This window comes from Plantactinospora sp. KLBMP9567 (genome assembly GCF_033446045.1).
Classification (GTDB): Bacteria; Actinomycetota; Actinomycetes; order Mycobacteriales; family Micromonosporaceae; genus Plantactinospora.
Genome location: NZ_JAWQRR010000009.1, coordinates 18,974 through 39,339, shown reverse-complemented (window position 1 = coordinate 39,339; position 20,366 = coordinate 18,974). Strand labels below are relative to the sequence as shown.

Annotated in this window: 15 protein-coding genes; 4 read left to right on the top strand and 11 right to left on the bottom strand. The window is 73.5% G+C overall.

Going from position 1 to position 20,366, the window contains the following annotated elements:
- Window position 1 precedes the first annotated feature (1 nt).
- The 5 genes from glyA to prmC all read right to left on the bottom strand — a co-directional run bounded on the left by glyA (window position 2) and on the right by prmC (window position 6,295).
- Window positions 2–1,321 (bottom strand): serine hydroxymethyltransferase, encoded by a 1,320-nt coding sequence (gene glyA, locus R6Y94_RS06015; RefSeq protein WP_318394763.1) that lies wholly within the window; start codon window positions 1,319–1,321, stop codon window positions 2–4.
- A 155-nt stretch (window positions 1,322–1,476) separates the two neighbouring features.
- Window positions 1,477–3,813: a transglycosylase domain-containing protein gene (locus R6Y94_RS06010; RefSeq protein ID WP_412102694.1), complete on the bottom strand. Its 2,337-nt coding sequence runs from the start codon at window positions 3,811–3,813 to the stop codon at window positions 1,477–1,479.
- 194 nt (window positions 3,814–4,007) lie between these two features.
- A complete protein-coding gene (locus R6Y94_RS06005) occupies window positions 4,008–4,622 on the bottom strand; it encodes a phosphotyrosine protein phosphatase (protein ID WP_318394762.1) in 615 nt (204 codons plus the stop codon).
- Entirely contained in the window at window positions 4,623–5,267 is a 645-nt protein-coding gene (locus tag R6Y94_RS06000) for an L-threonylcarbamoyladenylate synthase (RefSeq protein ID WP_318395063.1), read from the bottom strand.
- A 59-nt stretch (window positions 5,268–5,326) separates the two neighbouring features.
- The gene (gene prmC / locus R6Y94_RS05995; protein WP_318394761.1) at window positions 5,327–6,295 is read right to left on the bottom strand and encodes a peptide chain release factor N(5)-glutamine methyltransferase; all 969 of its coding nucleotides are present in this window, start codon (window positions 6,293–6,295) and stop codon (window positions 5,327–5,329) included.
- Window positions 6,296–6,465: 170 nt separating this feature from the next.
- Between prmC and R6Y94_RS05990 the strand changes: the two genes are divergently transcribed.
- Complete coding sequence (locus tag R6Y94_RS05990; protein ID WP_318394760.1) at window positions 6,466–8,019, top strand: GGDEF domain-containing protein; 1,554 nt, start codon at window positions 6,466–6,468, stop codon at window positions 8,017–8,019.
- 32 nt (window positions 8,020–8,051) lie between these two features.
- Here the strand turns inward: R6Y94_RS05990 and prfA are convergent, their stop codons facing one another.
- Window positions 8,052–9,140: a peptide chain release factor 1 gene (gene prfA / locus R6Y94_RS05985; protein WP_318394759.1), complete on the bottom strand. Its 1,089-nt coding sequence runs from the start codon at window positions 9,138–9,140 to the stop codon at window positions 8,052–8,054.
- A 95-nt stretch (window positions 9,141–9,235) separates the two neighbouring features.
- The gene (gene rpmE, locus R6Y94_RS05980; protein ID WP_318394758.1) at window positions 9,236–9,460 is read right to left on the bottom strand and encodes a 50S ribosomal protein L31; all 225 of its coding nucleotides are present in this window, start codon (window positions 9,458–9,460) and stop codon (window positions 9,236–9,238) included.
- 230 nt (window positions 9,461–9,690) lie between these two features.
- On the opposite strand from rpmE, the gene R6Y94_RS05975 reads away from it, so the two are divergent.
- Both R6Y94_RS05975 and R6Y94_RS05970 read left to right on the top strand, forming a co-directional pair.
- The gene (locus R6Y94_RS05975; RefSeq protein ID WP_318394757.1) at window positions 9,691–10,797 is read left to right on the top strand and encodes an RNA ligase; all 1,107 of its coding nucleotides are present in this window, start codon (window positions 9,691–9,693) and stop codon (window positions 10,795–10,797) included.
- A gap of 116 nt (window positions 10,798–10,913) precedes the next feature.
- On the top strand, window positions 10,914–11,813 hold the full coding sequence (locus R6Y94_RS05970; protein ID WP_318394756.1) for an AAA family ATPase: 900 nt from the start codon (window positions 10,914–10,916) through the stop codon (window positions 11,811–11,813).
- A 293-nt stretch (window positions 11,814–12,106) separates the two neighbouring features.
- Here R6Y94_RS05970 and R6Y94_RS05965 read toward each other — a convergent pair whose 3' ends face one another.
- Entirely contained in the window at window positions 12,107–15,571 is a 3,465-nt protein-coding gene (locus R6Y94_RS05965) for a phosphodiester glycosidase family protein (protein WP_318394755.1), read from the bottom strand.
- Window positions 15,572–15,639: 68 nt separating this feature from the next.
- Window positions 15,640–16,032 carry a helix-turn-helix domain-containing protein gene (locus R6Y94_RS05960; RefSeq protein WP_318394754.1) on the bottom strand — a complete coding sequence of 131 codons (393 nt, stop codon included), beginning with the start codon at window positions 16,030–16,032 and terminating at the stop codon, window positions 15,640–15,642.
- Between the two features lie 95 nt (window positions 16,033–16,127).
- On the opposite strand from R6Y94_RS05960, the gene R6Y94_RS05955 reads away from it, so the two are divergent.
- Window positions 16,128–17,009, top strand: a complete 882-nt coding sequence (locus tag R6Y94_RS05955) for an NAD(P)-dependent oxidoreductase (RefSeq protein ID WP_318394753.1) — start codon at window positions 16,128–16,130, stop codon at window positions 17,007–17,009.
- 78 nt (window positions 17,010–17,087) lie between these two features.
- On the opposite strand, the gene rho is transcribed toward R6Y94_RS05955, so the two are convergent.
- Entirely contained in the window at window positions 17,088–19,100 is a 2,013-nt protein-coding gene (gene rho / locus R6Y94_RS05950; protein ID WP_318394752.1) for a transcription termination factor Rho, read from the bottom strand.
- 298 nt (window positions 19,101–19,398) lie between these two features.
- The gene (gene thrB, locus R6Y94_RS05945; protein ID WP_318394751.1) at window positions 19,399–20,346 is read right to left on the bottom strand and encodes a homoserine kinase; all 948 of its coding nucleotides are present in this window, start codon (window positions 20,344–20,346) and stop codon (window positions 19,399–19,401) included.
- Between the last annotated feature and the right edge of the window lie 20 nt (window positions 20,347–20,366).

The following is a 20,366-nucleotide window of genomic DNA, read 5'->3' as shown; positions in this document are numbered from 1 at the left end:
GTCAGCCACGGGGGTACGCCGGGAACGCGGCCACCAGGTCGGCGACGTCCGCGCCGATCGCGGCGAGGGCGTCGGCACCCCCGGGCGCGGCCGGGTCGGTCCGGACGGCCCGGGAGATCAGTTCACCGATCCGGCGCATCTCCGGCTCGCCCATGCCCTGGCTGGTGACGCTCGGGGTGCCGACCCGGATGCCGGAGGCGACCATCGGCTTCTGCGGGTCGTACGGGATGGCGTTCTTGTTCAGGGTGATCGCGGCGGCGTCGCAGCGCGCCTCGGCGTCCCGGCCGGTGATCCCGGCCTCGCGCAGGTCGATCAGCGCGAGATGAGTGTCGGTGCCACCGGAGACCGGGCGCATCCCCTCCGCCGCGAGGGCGGCGGCCAGCGCCTGCGCGTTCGAAACCACCTGGGCAGCGTACGCCTGGAAGGCCGGAGACGCCGCTTCGCGCAGCGCCACCGCCTTGGCCGCCACGGAATGCATCAACGGTCCGCCCTGGATGAACGGGAAGACCGCCTTGTCGATCCGCCCGGCGAGTGACTCCCGGCACAGGATCATGCCGCCCCGCGGCCCGCGCAGCACCTTGTGCGTGGTGGCGCAGACCACGTCGGCGTACGGCACCGGGGACGGGATCGCCCGGCCGGCGACCAGCCCGATGAAGTGCGCCGCGTCCACCATGAGGTAGGCGTCGACCTCGTCGGCGATCTCCCGGAACCGGGCAAAGTCGATCAACCGGGGGTACGCGGTGGCGCCACAGATGATCATCTTGGGCCGGTGCGCCAGGGCCAGCTCGCGTACCTCGTCGTAGTCGATCAGTTCGGTGTCCCGGCGCACCTGGTAGCCGGCCGGGGCGAACCACTTGCCGGAGAAGTTGACCCGGCTGCCGTGCGTCAGGTGGCCGCCGTGCGGCAGGTCCATCGCCAGCACCGTGTCGCCGGGCTGCACCAGCGCGGCGTACGCGGCCAGGTTGGCGCTCGCTCCGGAGTGCGGCTGGAGGTTGGCGTGCTCGGCCCCGAACAGCGCCTTGGCCCGGTCGATGCCGATCTGCTCGGCCCGGTCCACCTCGGCACAGCCGCCGTAGTAGCGCCGGCCCGGATAACCCTCGGCGTATTTGTTGGTCAGGGTGGAGCCGAGCGCCGCCAGTACGGCCGGGGAGGTCAGGTTCTCGCTGGCGATCAACTGCAACCCGCCGCGCAGCCGGTCGAGCTCGTCGAGCAGCACCTCGGCGATCTCCGGGTCGGTCCCGGCCAGCTCGTCGAAGTCCGGCCCCCAGAACGTCGGCTCCCCGGCACCGAGCCGACCCGTCCGCTCGCTCAGCTCGCTCACCCCGGCACCTTCTCGTCGCGCTCGGCATTGGGCCGGGTCCGAGTCTATGGGGGGTACCCGGGACGCCGCCCGACGACCTGCCGGAGCGCACCGGCCGGGTGAGGCCGGTCGGACCTCGGCGGGGTGTGACCAGCGGGACGCGGGCAGCGGGTGCGTCAGCGGGAGGGGGCCGGCGGCGGGACCGGTGGCGTCGGCCGGGGCGCGACCACGGCGGGGCCGGGCGGCGTCGGGCGTACCGGACCCCGCGCCGTGGCGGTGGGTCGGGGTGGAGCCGGCGACGGTGGCGTCGGGCGGGGGACGGCGGCGGTGGGAGCCGGGACCGGCGGCGTCGGTACCGGCGCCGGGGCGAACGGATCGGGGCCCGGTCCGGCCGGAGTGGGGCCGAGGTCGCCCGGGCCGTCGCCGAAGGCGATCTCCCGACCCGGCGGAGTGAAGTCCTGCCGCGGCCTCCCCGCAAGCGCCGTGGCCAGGGTGGTGGCGACCGCCTCGATGACCTTCCGCTGCACCGGCTGGCCGACCGCGTCGCTCGGGTCGTCCGGGTTGGCGGCGATGGCCGCCGCCGCGAGCTGCGGGGTGAAGCCGACGAAGGTCTCCGTGGCGTACCCCTCCGCGCTGCCGGTCTTGCCGGCCACCGGCTGGTCCCCGAGGATTCTCGCCACCTCGGGGGCGCTGCCGCCGTCGCACTGGGCGTACGCCGACTGGGCGCCGACCGGGCACCGGGCCGCGTCGGTCGCCGCCCGGGCCACCTCCGCCCTGAGCATCTTTCCGCAGCTCGGCGCGGCGGCAGGCAGCGACCGGCCGGTGGAGTCGACGATCGAGAGCACCGGCAGCGGCTTGCAGTACCTCCCCTCGGCCGCCAGTGTCGCGTACGCGTTCGCCAGGTCCAGCGGGGTGGTGGCGGCCACGCCGAGGGTGAACGCCCCCCAGCCCTCCGCCCCGTACGTGGCCAGCCGGGCGTCGTCGTCGGCCCGGAACACGATGCCCAGCCGCTCGGCCATCCGGACCGCCCGGTCCGCGCCGATCCGCTGTTGCAGCGCCACGAAGTAGGTGTTGACCGAGCGCCCGAAGCCGGTCCACATGGTGCGGTAGCCGTCCATCCATCCCGGGTTGGCGTTGGCCGGGCACCAGTAGCCGCCGCAGGCGTTCGGCCCGTCGATCGGATAGCTGGTCAGCAGCCGGGACGGGGCCAGATAGCCCGAGCTGAGCGGCATCCCCTCCTCCAGCGCGGCGAGCAGGGTGAATATCTTGAACGTCGACCCGGCCTGATAGCCGTCGATGCCGCCGCCACCGGCGATCAACTGGTTGACGGTGTTCGGATAGTTGCGCTGCCCCGGCGGGTTGGGATCGAGCCGGTAGTGCCGGTTCACCGCCATCGCGAGTACCCGGCCGGTGCCGGGCTGCACCACTGCCATCGGCGCGGCCCGGCGGTCGGAGTATTCGTACACGGTCAGGGTCTGCCGCAGCGCGGTGGCCTGGATGGCCGGGTCGAGCGAGGTGGTGATCCGGTAGCCGCCCCGGCGCAGCGTCTGCTGCCGCTCGTCGACGGTGAGCCCGAATGCGGGGTTCGCGTTCCACCACTGCTGGAAGTAGTCGCAGAAGAAGCCCCAGTCGGAGCGCCCGTCCGGGATGCCGGCGCAGTCGTTCGGCTCGGCACCGGGCCGCAGCCGGATCGGCTCCGACTGGGCCCGGGTGGCGGTCTCGGCGGGGATCACTCCGGTCTCGGCCATCTGGCGCAGCACATAGCCGCGGCGGGTCAGGGCGGCGTCGGCGTCCCCGCCGATCGGGCTGTCCGTCTCCGGCGAACGGAGCAACCCGGCCAGCAGGGCGGCCTCGGCCAGCGTCAGCTGCCGGGCCGACTTGGAGAAGTACCGCTGGCTGGCGGCGGCGATGCCGTACGCCCCGGCACCGAAGTAGGCGATGTTCAGGTATCGGCTGAGGATCTCGTCCTTGGAGAGCCTGCGCTCCAGCGCGAGCGCGTACCGCATCTCCTGGATCTTGCGGCCGGCGCTGGTCTCGGTCGCCTCCGCACGCTGCTCCGGCGTCAGGTCGGGGTCGCTCTTGAGCACGTTGCGGACGTACTGCATGGTCAGCGTCGAGGCGCCCTGCCGCACCCCGCCACCCACCTTGTTCGCCACCAGGGCCCGGAGTACGCCCTTGAGGTCCACGCCGCCGTGCGAGTAGAACCGGGCGTCCTCGGTCGCCACCGTCGCCTGCCGCATCACCTCGGCCACCTGGGCCAGCGGCACGTTCGTCCGGTTCTCGTCGTAGAACGAGGTGATCGGGGTACGGCCGTCGGCCGCGAAGAGGTAGGAGCGCTGGGCGGTCGGCGGGGTACGCAGGTCCTGCGGCAGGTCCTCGTAGCGGGCGCCGATCGACTTCACCCCCACCGCCAGGAGCACCGAGGCCGGTAGCGCGGCGGCGGCCAGGATCGTCCCGGCCAGGATGCCGGCCAGGGTCATGGTCCAGAGCTGGTTCAGCCGCTGCCGGAGCATGCCGTACCTCCCGGGCGAGACAGCGTTTGACGCGACCCGGACAATCTGCCGGGTTCGGGGACCCCGTCAGCCTGACGGCTCATTCCGGGCGCTGCACCCGTTTCATGGCAAACCGGGCCAGATTCACAAGCCGGAGTGACGGCGGTCGAGTACGCCTGGCGGGAGATCTCCCACCTCGCCGGCGGTTCCCCCGGTCAGGGCAGCAGGACGGCGGCGAGCGGCCGGACGGCATCCTCGATCTCGTCGGCGACCCGGCTGAAACACTGGTCGCCCCGGCCCCACGGGTCGTCGAGGTCGTCGCCGGGCAGCGGGGAGGAGCCGCTGCGCGCCGCCGCCACCGCAACCACCAGGGCGGTGCCCCGGGCGTAGACCGCGTCCGGGTCGCTCGGGTCGGCCGGGGGCAGGGCCGTGGCGTCCACGGTGGGCAGCAGCCGGCCGAACTCGCCGAGCACGAAGGTGCGGTCGGCGGCGTCGGGGCGCAGCGCCACGACGTACTCCTGCTGGTCGGCGGTTGCGGTCAGCACCAGGTCGGCCGCGTCGATGTGCTCCGAACGGAGCTTGCGGGCGCCGAAGTCGGCCACGTCCCCGCCCCGGGAACGCACCTGCCGGGCGGCCGGCGGGTTCATCTCCTCACCCGCGTGCCAGCCGCCGGTGCCGGCGCTGTGGCTGTGCACCAGGCGGTCGGCGTCGTCCGCGTCGGCCGCCCGCCGGGCCAGCCGTTCTCGTACGGCCAGCGCGAGCAGCCGCTCCGCCATCGGCGACCGGCAGATGTTGCCCAGGCAGACGTGCAGGACCGTGAACGGCGGCACTCAGGACACCTGGCCCTGAATGTCCGGTACGACGTCGCGGAGCTTCTCCAGCGGGATCGCGCCCTGGCGCAGCACCCGGGGGACCTCGCCGGTGACGTCGACGATGGTGCTCGGCACCGGCTCCGGACACGGCCCCGCCTCCAGGTAGGCCCGGACCGCGTAGCCGAGCTGCTCCCGGGCCTCCTCGGCGGTCACCGCCGCCGGCTGGCCGGTCTTGTTCGCCGACGAGACGGCCATCGGCCCGGTCTCCCGGAGCACCTCCAGCGCGACCGGGTGCAGCGGCATGCGCACCGCCACGGTGCCGCCGGTGTCGCCGATGTCCCACTGGAGGCTGGGCGAGTGCTCGACCACGATCGTCAGCGCGCCGGGCCAGAACGCGTCGGCCAGGTCCCGGGCGGTGCTCGGCAGCATGAAGACCAGCCCGTCCAGCGTGCGCCGGGAGCCGACCAGCACCGGCGGCGGATGCTGCCGGTCCCGGCCCTTCGCGTTGAGCAGCGCCTTGACCGCGTAGGGGGTGAAGGCGTCCGCGCCGATCCCGTAGACCGTGTCGGTCGGGATCACGACCAGTTCGCCGTTCTTGACCGCCTCGACGGCCGCGGCGACGCCTCGGTCACGGTCCGCCAGTGACCGGCAGTCGTAGAGCATCACGAGGAGCCAGTCTGCCACGCCGGAGCGCCCACCGTGGCACGGGGACTTCCGGCCGGTTACCGGCGGGCGTCGGCCCGGCGGGCGGTGGCGAACCGGGGCCGTCCGACCAGGTCCGGATGATCGGCGATCTCGACGAACCGGCCGTGCGCACGCAACAGGTCCGGGACCGCGGTGCCGTGCGTGTCGTCGTGCTCGACGCCGACCGCCCCGCCCGGGCGCAACAGCCGGGCCGCCCGGTCCAGCACCAACCGGATCACCGCCAGGCCGTCCGGGCCGCCGAAGACCGCCTCCGCCGGGTCGTGCCCGGCCACGTCCGGCGGTACGGGGGTGCCGTCCGGCACGTACGGCGGGTTGCAGAGCAGCACGTCCACCCGGCCGGCGTACCCGGCCAGCAGCTCCGGGTCGGCCACATCCCCGGCCACCACCTCGATCGGCCGGTCGCCGGCAACGGCCCGCTCGGCGGCGTTGCGGCGCAGCCAGTCCAGCGCCGCCGCCGACCGCTCGACCGCGACCACCCGGGCCTCGGGCACCTCCTCCGCGACCGAGAGCGCGATCGCACCGCTGCCGCTGCACAGGTCGACCACCAGCGGCCCGCCACCGGCCGGGTCGGCGCCGGAGCGGTCGGGCGAGCGGCCGGCGGCGGTCCCGGCCGCTCCGACCCGCCGGGCCTGCTCGATGCCCCACCCGGCCAGCAGTTCCGTCTCCGGCCGCGGGACGAAGACCCCCGGACCGACCGCCAGCTCCAGATACCGGAACGCCGCCGAGCCGAGCAGGTGCTGTAGCGGTTCGTGCCGGGTACGCCGCTCGACCAGCTCCGCCAGCCGGTCCCGCTGCTCGCCGGTGAGCGGGCCGGCCACGGCCAGCGCACCGCGCGACACGCCGAGGACGTACGCCAGCAGAAGTTCCGCCTCGGTCCGGGCGGGCCCGACACCGGCCCGGGCCAGCGCGGACGTCGCGGCCGCGATCGCGACCGACGGTCGGGTCCGTTCTGTTGCTTCGTGGGGATGCCGGGGGATACGCGTCACGACATAATCATGAAACGTCGGCCGGGAATCATTGCGTTGCGGGCGCGTTTCCACCCCGGATCGACTGGATGCTCAGACCGGTCGAGCGTCCCGGCGGGCACCGTGCCTCCGGGCGACCGGTCGGCTCCTCGACTCCGCGGGGCTGACTGGCGAAGCGATGGAGGTTGTGCGTGAGTTGGCTCGACCGGGTCGGTGACCGGGCCGAGGAGTTGAGACACGCCCGTTCGCTCATGGAGAGCAGCCGATCCGCCGAGGCATGTCTGATCTTCGAGCAGGTGATCAGCACCACCGACGACCCGTACTCCCGGGCCGACGCGTTGCTCCAGCGACTCTCCGCGATCCTCAACCTGGGCCGTACCGCGGAATACACCCGGGCGGTGGAGCAGGCCTTCGACGCCGCCCGGGACCTGCCCGAGCCGTACCTGCACGGGCACCTGCACGCCCTGGCCGCGCTGGCCGCGCACAACCAGGGCGCGCTGGACCGCTGCGTCACCCACCTGGTCCGGGGCGCCCGGGCGCTCGGCTCGGTGCACGAACCCGACCGGGAGACCGCCTGGGGCTGGCACGACCTGGCGATGGCCTACTCCTACCTCGGCTTCCACGGCTACGCACTCGGCGCCATCGAGCGGGCCCGCCACCTGGGGCTGGCCGCCGGCATTCCCGAGGAGACCTTCGCCGCGCCCGGCATCCGGCTGCGCAACGCGGTCGCGCTGGACCACCACGGGGACAGCGACGGCTGCCTGCGGGTGCTCCGGGACGTCGGCTGCGACCTGGAACGGTTCGTCGGGGCCGGCACCGCCGGCCAGTTGCGGCCGAGCAGCCGGGCGGCGTACGGATACGCGCTCGCCCGGCAGGCCGCCCTCGGGGCCGCGACCGGCGGGTCGGCAGTACCGGAACTCGATCCCGACTGGCTGCTCGGCAACGGTGGGGACAGCGCGCGTACCCGGGACATGCGGCAGCTCGGCGGGGCGTGCCTGGCCATCGCCGCCGGTCGACCGGCCGAGGCGCTGGCCCGGCTGGAGACGGTGCACGTCTCGGCCGAGACGCTGGGCGCGGCCGAGCACGCCCGGCTCTCCAGCCTGGCGTACGCCCGGGTCGGCGACCACGCGGCGGCGCACCGGGCCGACCGGTACGCGTTCCGGCTGGCGACCCAGCGCAACGACCGGCTCCGGGACGTCTACGTCGACGGCATCGCGGCCCGGATCGAGCACGAGGAGATGCGCCGGGAGGCGGCCCGCTACGAGGGCGAGGCGCTGACCGACCCGCTCACCGGGCTGCCGAACCGCCGCCGGTTGGAGCGGTACGTCGCCGGGATGGTCGGCCGGGGCGAGCGGGCGGTGGTCGGCGTGGTCGACCTCGACGGCTTCAGGGCGGTGAACACATCGCACGGCCACCACTCCGGTGACCTCGTGCTGCAACGGATCGCCGGAGTGATCAACCGGGTGATGCGGCGCGGCGACTTCGTGGCCCGGTACGGCGGCGACGAGTTCGTGGTGGTGCTGCCGGGCGCCGGGATGGCCGAGGCGGGTGAGGTCGGCCGGCGGATCAGCGCGGCGGTCGCCGCCGAGGACTGGGAGTCGATCGTCCCGGGCGCGCCGGTCGGGGTGAGCGTCGGCTTCGCCGAGGTGCACGGTCCGGGTACCGAGCTGCGGGACCCGCTGAGCGTCGCCTTCGAGCTGGCCGACCGGGAGATGGTCCGGGCCAGGGCCAGGGCCGCGCGGTGAGCTGACGGCCAGCCCGGTGAGCCGGGCATGGCTCAGCGGCGGGACAGCTCCGTCTCGCCAGCCAGCCGGGCCGAGCGGTCCGCCTCGGCGAGTGCGTCCAGCACGCCGTCCAGCTCACCGGCGAGCGCCAGGTCGAGGTTGTACGCCGTGTAGCCGATCCGGTGGTCGGTGATCCGGTTCTGCGGAAAGTTGTACGTCCGGATCCGCTCGGACCGGTCGACCGTACGCACCTGGGAGCGGCGGGCGTCCGAGGCGGCGGCGTCGGCCTGCTCCTGGGCGTTGGCGAGCAGCCGGGCCCGGAGGATTCGCATCGCCTGCTCCCGGTTCTGCAACTGGGACTTCTCGTTCTGGCAGGAGACCACGATCCCGGTCGGAATGTGGGTGATCCGCACCGCCGAGTCGGTGGTGTTCACCGACTGGCCACCCGGCCCGGACGACCGGAACACGTCGATCCGCAGCTCGTTCGGGTCGACGGTGACGTCGACGTCCTCGGCTTCCGGCAGCACCAGTACGCCGGCTGCGCTGGTGTGGATCCGCCCCTGGGACTCGGTGACCGGCACCCGCTGTACCCGGTGCACGCCGCCCTCCCACTTGAGCCGGGACCAGACCCCGTTGCCGCCCTCGGGCACCCCTTTGGCCTTGACCGCGAGCGAGACGTCCTTCACCCCGCCCAGGTCGGAGTCCTGCGCGTCCAGCACCTCGGTCGCCCAGCCGTGCCGTTCGGCGTACCGCAGGTACATCCGGAGCAGGTCACCGGCGAAGAGCGCGGACTCCTCGCCGCCCTCACCGGCCTTGATCTCCAGGATCACGTCCTTGGCGTCGTGCGGGTCGCGCGGGATGAGCAGCTCGGCGAGCCGACCCTCCAGGGCGGGCAGCGCCGCGGCCAGCGACTCCGCCTCGGCCGCGAACGACGGATCCTCGGCAGCCAGTTCGCGGGCGGCGGCCAGGTCGGCCCGAGCCTGCTCCAGCTCACCGGCGGCCTTGTGCAGCGGGGTCAGCTCGGCGAACCGTCGGCCCACCCGACGGGCGGTGGCCTGGTCGGAATGGATCGCGGGGTCGGCGAGCCGCCCTTCCAACTCCGCGTACTCGGCGAGGAGACCGGCCAGCCGATCGCCGCTCATGCTCGTACTCCTTCTGCCGGAACGTGGGACGGGCGGTAACGGCACGACGGCGCCCGCCCCCGGCGACGAACCGGAGGCGGGCGCCGTCGACGCGGCTACTTGGCCTTCTTGGCCTGAACCTTGGCGTACTTCTGCTGGAACTTGGCGACCCGGCCGGCGGTGTCGAGCACGCGCTGCTTACCGGTGTAGAACGGGTGGCAGGCGCTGCAGGTCTCGACGTGGATCGAGCCGCCCTTCGCCGTGCTGCGGGTCGTGAAGGTGTGTCCGCACGAGCAGGTGACCTCGGTGGTCACGTACTCGGGGTGGATGTTGGGCTTCATGTCGCCTCGGTCCTTTCGTGGATGGTCGCCGGGTCGCCCTCGGCATCCGTCGACCGCGAAATCGGGATGTCGCGGGGCGATGACGGACTCGGGCGTGAACCGGAACCGGTGGCCGACTGACCAGTGTGCCATGGCGGATGGGCCACCCCGAAATCGGGCTGCACACGTGATCCGTGACGGATAACGTCACTCCTCCCTCCCGCATTCCCACCCCGCCGGAAGGCACACCCGTGGTCACCTCCGCGTCCGATCCCACCCTGCTCGCCCCGGCCACCCGGCTCGCCGAGATCCTCGATCCGGCGGCGCTGGCCGCCGCGCTCGCCGACGGCCAGGTCCGGGTCCAGCGGCATCCGGAACGCCCGATCGCGATCTACAACTACAGCGAGGCGTGCACCTACGCGGGAAACTGGACGCCGGTGACGTTGGCCTGCCGAGGGCTGATCGTGGACGAGTCCACCGGGACGGTGCTGGCGCGGCCGTACCCGAAGTTCTTCAACCACGACCAGCCCGGCGCACCGGCGCTCCGGCCGGACGCACCGGCGGTGATAACGGACAAGGCCGACGGAAGCCTCGGTGTGCTGTATCCGGACGGCGACGGCTTCGCGGTCGCCACCCGGGGCTCGTTCGCCTCCGACCAGGCCCGGCACGCCACCGCCGTACTCCGGACCCGCTACCCCGGCTTCACCCCGCCGCCGGGGCGGACCGTCCTGGTCGAGATCGTCTATCCGGCGAACCGGATCGTGCTCGACTACGGCGGCCTGGACGACCTGGTACTGCTCGGCACGGTGGAGATCGCCACCGGGCGCAGCTTCGGCCCGGAGACGGTGCCGGACTGGCCCGGCCCGGTGGTCGAGCGGCTGCCCCACGGCACGCTGGCCGAGGCGATGGCCGCGCCGGCCCGGGACGGCCGGGAGGGGCTGGTGGTGCACTGGCCGGACACCGACGAGCGAGTCAAGATCAAATATCCGGAGTACGTCCTGCTGCACCGGCTGACCTTCGGGCTCAACGCCCGGGTCGTCTGGGAGTGCCTCGTCACCGCGCAGGACCTCGCCGCCCGGATCGCGCCGCTGCCGGACGAGTTTCACCGCTGGGTCGACTCCGTCGTGGCCGAACTGACCGCGACCGTCGAGGCTCGGGCCACGAAGATCGAGCAGGCGTACGGTGAGCTCGTGGCCGGGTTGCCTGTCGGATGGACCCGCCGCGACTTCGCCGAGCGGGCTGCCCAGCACCCGGAGCGCGCCTTCCTCTTCCTGCGTCTCGACGGCCGCGACTACCGCCCACTGCTCTGGCAGCAGGCCCGCCCGCCGGCAGACTGGACGCCGCACCACGGCGAGTGAACCGGCGCCCGAGGTCGACTGAACGGGTGCCCGAGGTCGGCGCAACCGGTGCCCGAGGTCGGCAGGCGCTCGGTCGACAGGGGTCATGATGGCGACGAGCGGAGTAAGGGAGAAGCATGGCGCGACTGATCGTCACCCGGGGACTGCCCGCCTCCGGGAAGACCACCTTCGCCCGGAAGCTGCAACCCGGGGTGGTCCGGGTGAACCGCGACGACCTGCGCCGGATGCTGCACGGGGAACGGCTCTTCACCCAGTGGGCCGAGGGCCAGGTCACCGTGGTGCAGCGGGCCCAGGTCGAGGCGCTGCTGCGGACCGGGGCGGACGTCTGCGTCGACGACACCAACCTGCGGTCCCGGACCCTGCGGGACTGGGCGCAGCTCGCCGCGCGCTTCGGGGCCGACTTCGAGGTGCACGACTTCACCGACGTACCGGTGGACGAGTGCGTCCGGCGCGACGCCGAGCGGCCCGAGCAGGACCGGGTCGGCGAGGAGGCGATCCGGCGGCTGCACGAGCGGTACCTCGCCGGGCGGGCACTGCCGCTGCCGGTACCGACCGTCGAGCCGGGCGGGCCGGCGGCCGTCTACACCCCGCCGACGGACGAGGCGCCGGAGATCGTACTGGTGGACATCGACGGCACGGTCGCGTTGATGTCCGGGCGCAGCCCGTACGACATGACCCGGGTCGGCGAAGACCGACCCAACACCGCCGTCATCTCGGCGGTCCGGGCCATGCACGCGGCCGGGTACGGGGTGGTCTTCTGTACCGGGCGGGACGCGTCCTGCCGTGAGCCGACCGAGCAGTGGCTGGCCGAGCACGTCGGGGTGCCGTACCTCGCCCTGCACATGCGGGCGGTCGGTGACCAGCGCCGCGATTCGGTGGTCAAGCGGGAGATCTTCGACCGGGAGATCCGCGACCGCTACCGGGTGGTCGGGGTCTTCGACGACCGGATGCAGGTGGTCAAGATGTGGCGCGGCCTCGGCCTGACCGTCTTCCAGGTCGCCGAGGGCGACTTCTAGTCCGTCGACCGGCCCGCCCACCACGCACGCCCGCCACCGCTGCCCCGGACGCCCACCACCGCTGACCCGAGCGCCCACCACCACCCACGTCACACGCCACCACACACGGACCGCCCCGGCCACCCACGTCACGCGTCGCCGCACGCGGACGCCCGCTGCCGACCTGGACACCAGAGGCGCTACCGCTGTCGGATAACGCCTCTGGTGTCCAGGTCCGTCTGGATGCTGGCGTGGAGGGGACGTCACCCGGGCTACCGGCGCATGTGCGGGGACGGTCGCCCGGGTCCGCCGGGCTAGCGGCGGGTGAGCGGGACGGTCGTCCGGGTGGTCACCCCGTTCACCGTGACGGCGAGTTGGACGGCACCGCTGGGGCGCAGCCCGGTCAATCGGCCGGTGGCCGGGTCGAACCAGGCGGCGTGCCAGGGCCGCAGTCCTCGCACCGGTCCGATGTGGAGGTTCGGCGAGCCGGACCAGTCGGCCGAGAGCGGGGCGGCGACCGGCACCTGCCGGCCACCGGGCTGGGTCACCGTGGCGGTGACCGCGACCGTCGACCCCGCCGCCAGGCTGGACGGGGCGGCCAGGGTCAGCCCGTCCACGTGCGCCCGGGTCTGCGCGCTCACCCACTCCGGCCCCTCGGCCAGCGGGTCGCGTCGGGCCGCCGCCGCCTCGGCCGGACTGACCGGGTCGACCCCGAACATCGTCCAGCCGCTGAACCCGCCCAGGTGCGGCGCGGTCGACGGGTTCTTGCCGGCGTTGCCGTTGATCAGATACGGCACCCCGTCGACCCGGTCGGCGGAGAAGCTGCCGACGTGTCCGCCCACGAAGAGCGCCCCCTTGCCGGTCTCGCGCTGGAACTCGGCGAGCCACCGTTCCAACAGCGCCGCCTCCTTGCGGTCGCCGAGCTGGCTCGCCCTGGCCGGCGTCGGGTCCCGGGGCGCGTGGTGCTCCAGTACCACCACCGAGCCGACGGCGGGGTCGCGAGCCGCGCCGTCCAGGGCAGTACGCAGCGCCAGTACCTGCCCGATGCCGCCGCCGCGCAGGCTGCCGGTGGAGGTGTCCAGGGTGACGAACCGGGTCCGGGTGCCGCCCCGGCGCGGGGTGTGGTCGAAGACCCGGTAGGTCTGGCCGAAGACCGACCGGAAGTTCGTGATCGGCGCCCCCATGATCTCGTGGTTGCCCGGCACATAGTGGTACGGCAGCGCGCCGCCCAACTCCTCGTCCAGGATCCGCTTCGCCAGCGCGAAGTCCTCCGGATAGGCCGTGTCGACGAAGTCCCCGTTGATCACCAGGAAGTCCGGCCGGGCCGCCTTCACCTCGCGCAGCGTACGGCGGGCCTGGGCGACCAGGTCGCTGTCCGGATCGGCGGCCACGAACTGGGCGTCGGAGAGCACCGCGAACCGCCAGGGCGCCCGGTCGACGGTGCCGTCGGTCAGCACCACCCGGTCGGTGCGGAGCGGCTCGGCCGGCGCGGTCACCTCGGACGGTACCCGGGCGACGATGTCGTCGATCACCACCTCCCCGGTGTACGCCGCCGCCGCGTCGGTCTCGGCCACGTAGAACCGGCGGATCCGGACCGGGTACACCACGCCGGCCGGTACGGCCAGTTCGACGTAGCGCCAGCCGGTCCAGTCGAGGTACGGGCCGCGCAGCACGTGCTGCTGGTCGAGCGCGTCGTGCAGGTGCAGGCTGGGCCACTCGCCGTGCCCGTTCGCGTATATCCACATCCCGAACGACTGCGGCTGCCCGGCCACCGGGATGTACGCGGGTGGGTCGGCGTACGCGGCCCGGGTGCCGGTGGACTGGCCGAAGTCGTACGCCAGCTTCAGGCCGGTGCCGGTGCGGCCCGGCACCGGGGTCGCCGAGCCGGTGGCCCGGGCGGCACTGAACCGCCAGCTCGCCGCGTCGTCGAACATCGCCACCGGTACGTCGGTGAGCCCGACCGTCACCGGCAGCAGCGTACTGGCCGCACCGACCCGTACCGTGACCAGCCCGGCGCCGCTGTCCACCCTGGCCTTCACCGCGAGGCTGCCGTCGGCGGCCGGGGTGATCTCCAGCAGCTCCCGGTCGTACTCCAGGCGCAGGTCGGCCGGCTCGATCGGCGCGATGTTCCCCTCGGCGTCGTAGCCGACCACGCCGAACGACCCGGTGCCGCCCGTGCCGGCCAGCCCGACCTTGTCGACCGTGCCGTCGATCCGGGCCAGCGGACCGAGCACGGTCAGCGGCAGTTCGCCCCGCGCCCGGCCCCGGGAGGCGGTGACGGTCACCTCGCCGGAGCGCCGGGCCCGGAAGACTCCGGCGGAGTCGACGGTGCCCCGGGACGACGGTTCGGTCCGCCAGTTCGGCGCACCGGCCGCCGGGCCGTACGTCTCGTCGTAGCCGGCCGCCGACAGCCGCCGGGTCAGGCCGGGGAAGACCCGGTCCGGGCGCCCGCCGCGCACCGGCCCGACGCCCGGCGCCGCCACCGGGTCGAGCACGGTCTTCACCCAGTACGCCCGCAGCCGCCCGCTCCCCTCCGGCGCGAAGAGCGCGAGCCCGTTCGGCACCGGCCGCTCCGAGCCGTCCGACGGGCTGTTCTCGACCCGGACAGCCGGCTGGCCGGGCTCGCGGGCGAGCAGCGTCGACGAGCCGCCACCGTCGAGGTTGAGCGCGTTGTGCGCGCCGAGTTCGGCCATCATCCGGCCCAGCTCGGTCAGCGTCACGCCCCGGCTGTCCGCCTGCCGTCCGTCCACCGTGAGCAGGAACATTTTCCGGCCGTCGGCGGAGAACCCGACCGCGGTCCGGGGTTCGGGGTTGACGTCACCGATCTCCTGCGGGACACCGTCCCGGACGAGTACCCGGTTGCCGCCGACCGCGGCGCGCAGCGTGCTGCCGTCCGACGGCTTCGGCGCGTACCGCAGGTCGACCGGGTCGCCGGGGCGCAGTGCGGCGAGCGCGTCGGCGCCGGCCTCCCGGCCGAGCAGCACCGTCGTACCGGCCGGGATCGGGCCGCTGCCGGCGGCCGGGGTGACCGTGCCGACCCGCCCGCCGACCAGGGTGACCTCGGTGACCCGGCTGGCGCCCTCGACCGCCCGGGTCCGGGAGTACGACCCCCAGAGCGGGGTGAAGACGCCGACGCCGCCGGGCGCGACCATGTTGTTGAACTGGGTGAGGGTGACCGGTCCGGCCGGCAGGGTGGCGGTGCCGTCGAAGTGCACCTGGACCACCCGGCCCACGCCCTCGGCGGTCACCCCGACCGCCTCGTGGTGCCCGGCGACCGGCGACTGGACCAGCTCACCGTCGCGGATGCCGATGCCCTGGGCCGCGCCGGAGTTGTTGATGTCGAAGAAGTCCCCGTTGACCGCGGCCACCGCACCGGCCCGGTCGACGGCCCGGCGCAGCGGTTCGGCCCGGGCGACCTCGCCGGAGTTGACGTAGTCGACGGTGAGCCCGCCGGTCAGGTCGGCGGTGAGTGCGTCGGCCCGCAGCCAGCCGTTGGCGTCGTACCGGTCGAAGGAGGTCAGGTGGAGCCCGGGCGCGACCGGCCGGGTCCGGGTGTCGGTCACCAGCCCGTCGTCGGCGGCGGCCGGGACCGGCGCGGACGACGGTGCCGGGTACGACGAGGCGGCCGGAGCCTCCTCCGGCGCGGTGGCGGCGGCCGGCACGGGCTGCGGCGGCACCCGCACCGGTTCGGCGTACGCCGGGACCGGACCGGCGAGGATGAGGGACGGCACCAGGAGCAGCAGCCCGGCGAGGCGGGCGGTTCGGCGGCGGGTCACCATGCCCGGTAGTCAACCGGACGGCGTATAGAACTTTCAATAGTTGACGATTGAACCGAAGGAAAATTCCATCAGCCGCCCCGGGTCCCGTTCCCGGACGACACGTCGGCGCCGGCCGGCCGGTACCCGCCGCCGAGGACGTGCTCCCGGCCCCAGGCACCGAGCGGCTCCAGCGCCGCGTTGAGCGAGACACCGAGCGGAGTCAGCGAGTACTCGACCCGGGGCGGCACCTCGTCGTAGACCTCGCGGTGCACGATCCCGTCCGCCTCCAGCTCCTGCAGGTGCGAGGCGAGCACCTTCTCGGTCACCCCCGGCACCAGCCGGCGCAGCTCGCCGAACCGGCACACCTGTCCGCCGAGTGCCCAGAGGATCAGCACCTTCCACTTGCCGCCGACCACGGCCATCGCCGCGTCGATCCCGCAGACGTACGCCCCCGGCACTCCCGGCCGCCGTACCGTCGGCATCGCCACCCCTCCCCACCAGCCCACTTCCCCCGGGGTAACCACCCACTTCACAGTGCGTACTTGAGCGCCCGGCGGGCGGCGGCAAGTCTACGAGCATGGAACAGGACACCGCCGCGAGAACTCCGCTGACCCTGCTCGGGCTCGGTGCCATGGGTACCGCACTCGCCCGCGCCTGGCTCGCCGCCGGGCATCCGCTGACCGTCTGGAACCGCACCGCAGCCCGGGCCGCACCGGTGGCCGCCGACGGCGCCAGGGTCGCCGGCACCGCTGCCGAGGCGGTGGCCGCGAGCGGCCTCGTCGTCACCTGTCTGCTCGACGACGCCTCGGTCCGGCAGGCGCTGGCCGACGCCGACCTGACCGGGCGGGACCTGGTCAACCTCACCACCAGTACACCCGGCCAGGCCCGCGCCCTCGCGGACTGGGCGCACCAGCGCGGCGCCCGGCTGCTGGACGGCGGGATCATGGCGGTACCACCGATGATCGGCGTCGCCAGCTCCGGCGGCTACGTCTTCTACAGCGGCTCCCGGGACCTCTTCGAGGTACACCGGGGCGTGCTCGCCGTACCGGCCGACACCCGGTACGTCGGCGCGGATCCCGGATTCGCCGCCCTGCACGACGTGGCGCTGCTCAGCGCGATGACCGGGATGTTCGCCGGAGTCGCGCACGCCTTCGCGCTGATCCGCCGGGAGGAGATCCCGCCGAAGGACTTCGCCCCGCTGCTGGAGGGCTGGCTTACCGGGATGGCCCCGTTCGTGCACCTGGCCGCGGCGCAACTGGCCAGCGGCGACTACGTCACCGGTACCGGGTCCAACCTCGCGATGATGGTGGCCGCGAACGAGACCCTGCTGACCACGGCCCGGGAGCAGGGGGTCAGCACGGAACTGCTGACGCCGTACCTGGACCTGATGGCCCGCCGGCTCGCCGACGGGCACGCCGCGGAGAGTGACACGGGAGTGATCGACCTGCTGCTCCGTTGACCCGGCCCGGAAACCCACCGTGGGGCCCGGCCGAACTCGGCCGGGCCCCACGAACGTGCCCTCAGGGTGTCGGAGGTGTCACTCCCCCGGCGTCGACTTCGCGATCTGCATCAGGAATTCGATGTTGGTCCGGGACTGCTTGAGCCGGTCCAGCAGCAGATCCAGCGCGGCCTGCGAGTCGAGTGAGTGCAGCACCTTGCGCAGCTTGTGCGTGATGGCCAACTCCTCCGGGGCCAGCAGGATCTCCTCCTTACGGGTGCCGGAGGTGTGGATGTCGATGGCCGGGAAGACCCGCTTGTCGGCGATCTTCCGGTCCAGCTTCAGCTCCGCGTTGCCGGTGCCCTTGAACTCCTCGAAGATGACCGTGTCCATCACGGAACCGGTCTCCACCAGCGCGGTGGCCAGGATGGTCAGCGAGCCGCCGTTCTCGATGTTCCGCGCCGCGCCCAGGAACCGCTTCGGCGGGTAGAGCGCGGTGGAGTCGATACCGCCGGACATGATCCGACCACTGGCCGGTGCGGCCAGGTTGTACGACCGGCCGAGCCGGGTCACCGAGTCGAGCAGTACGACCACGTCGTGGCCCAGCTCGACCAGGCGCTTGGCCCGCTCGATCGCCAGCTCGGCGACCGTGGTGTGGTCCTGCGGCGGACGGTCGAAGGTGGCCGCGACGACCTCGCCCTTGACCGAGCGCTGCATGTCGGTGACCTCTTCGGGCCGCTCGTCGACGAGCACGACCATCAGGTGGCACTCGGGGTTGTTGTGGGTGATCGCGTTCGCGATCGCCTGCAACACCATGGTCTTACCGGCCTTCGGCGGCGACATGATGAGCGCCCGCTGACCCTTGCCGATCGGCGTCACCAGGTCGATGACCCGGGTGGTCAGGATGTGCGGCTCGGTCTCCAACCGGAGCCGCTCCTGCGGGTAGAGCGGGGTCAACTTGTAGAACTCGGGACGCCGCTTCGCCTCGTCCGGGTCCATCCCGTTGATGGTGTCGAGCCGGACCAGCGGGTTGTACTTGTCCCGCCGCTGCTCGCCGTCCCGGGCCGCGCGCACCGCGCCGGTGACCGCGTCACCGCGACGCAGGCCGTACTTCTTGACCTGGGACATCGACACGTAGACGTCATTCGGACCGGAGAGGTAGCCGGTGGTCCGGACGAAGGCATAGTTGTCCAGCACGTCGATGATGCCGGCCACCGGGACGAGTACGTCGTCCTCGTTGACCTGCGGCTCCCGGCCGCCACCGCCCTCGCCGTTCTCCGCCCGGTCGCCCCGGCCCCGGCGCCGGTCCCGGAAGCGGCTCCGCCGGCTGCGCCGGCCGCCGCCCTCACCGTCGTCGTCGCCGTCGTTGTCCCGGTCCGCCGAACGCTGTCCACGGTCGTTCCGCGACTCGCCGCGCTCGCCCCGGTCGTTCCGCTCGTTGCGGTCCCGGCCGTTGCGCGACTCGCCCCGGTCGGCGCGGTCTCCGCGCTCGCCACCGTCGGTCCGCTCGGCACCCTCGGCCCGCTCCTGGCGGTCACCGCGGTCGGCCCGCTCTGCGCGGTCACCGCGGTCGGCCCGCTCTGCGCGGTCACCGCGCTCGGCCCGCTCTGCGCGGTCACCGCGCTCGGCCCGTTCCGGACGGTCGGCCCGCTCCGCCGGCGCCGCCTCGGTCTCCACCTCGGCGGTGGCGGCAGCGCCCCGGCTGGACCGGCGCGACGTCCGGGCCCGACCCTCGCCGCCAGCGGCGGCGGTGGCGGGCACCTGCTCGGCGGCCCGGCGCTCACCGTCCGGCCGGTCGGCGCTGTCCCGCACCTCGGCCCGGACCTCTTCGCGAGCCGGTGCGGCCGCGGCCGACACCTCGGCACGCGGGCGTGGCGCACCGCCGCCCGCGGTGTTGGTGGCACCAGCCTGCCGTTCCGAGATGGCGGCGATCAGCTCGCCCTTGCGCATCCGGGCCGTACCGGAGATGCCGAGCGACGCGGCCAGGCTCTGCAACTCTGGCAGCAGCATCGCCGACAGCCCGGTGCCGGTCCGCCGACGACGGGTGGCGCCTGCGGTGGCTTCGCCAGCGACGTTGGAAACATCCGACGTCACGTCGGTGGTGTCGCTCAATGGATTCCTTCCCTCGATAAGGCCGGGGCTGCCCGTGGCCCGAAGTGCTGGCTGGCCGGGCGGCCTCGGTACACCCGTCTCGCTTGACGCGTCACGGGAGTCTGTAACACAGCAGCCGGTTGGTTTCCCGACCCACCAACATCGGTGGGCAGGTCTCGCCGCCTGCGGCGACCTGTGGAAACTGCGGTGCGGCGTAGACCTAGGCAGGGGTGAGACGGGCTGACCGCCGAGAGCTTCGGGGGTGCACCGACCCGCAGGAGTCGCATTGCTTCGCGGCTGTGCTAAGTCTAGAGCGTAATCAACTCTTCCGACCTGCGGCAACAGGGCCCCGCTCGGCGTGTCCCAGTCTACCCCTATCGACCCGCGCCCCGGCTACGTCTATGGGCAACCTTTGCGCAGTCCAACCCATTCCCGCCGGGAAATTCTCGTCGCTGCCGGTGAGTGCGAGAATCGACGGGCCCGCCCCACTGACCACAGCGGCCACACCAGCCGCACGCAACTCGGCGAGCCGGGCAGCGGTGCCGGGCATCCCGGCCGCCCGGTAGGGCTGGTGCAACCGGTCCTCGGTCGCCTCGAAGAGCAACTCCGGATCGGTGGTCAGGGCGTGCACCAGCAGGGCGGCCCGGCCGGCGTTGCGGGCCGCGTCGGCGTGCGGCACCGTCGCCGGCAGCGCCGCCCGGGCCGTCTCGGTCAGCCCGCGCTCCTCGGGTACGAAGACCGTGGCCCGGACCTGCGGCGCGACCGGCAACCGGACCGCCCGGGCCGTACCGTCCGACTCCGTCCAGGCGATGGTGAACCCGCCGAACAGACACGGCGCGACATTGTCCGGATGTCCTTCCAACTCGGCCGCCAGCCGCAGCGCCGCCGCGTCGCCGAGCTGCCGCGTCCCGTCCTCGACCAGGGCCCGGGCGAGTTGGATCCCGGCGACGATCGCCGCCGACGAGGAGCCCAGGCCGCGCGCCTGGGGGATCCGGTTGACACACTCCACGGCCAGTCCCGGCGGCTGACCGCCGAGAGCGTCGAAGCCGGCCCGCATGGCCCGAACGACGAGATGGTCGTCGCCGGTCGGCAGCTCGCCGGCGCCCTCTCCGGTCACCTCGACCCGACAGCCGCCCGGCGCCGTCCGGGCACTGACGTCGTCGTAGAGCGCCAGCGCCAGGCCGAGCGCGTCGAAGCCCGGGCCGAGGTTGGCGCTGGTCGCCGGCACCCGGACCCGGACCGGTTCGGAAACGAAGGTCGGCCGCATCGGCTCATGCTAGGCGGCCC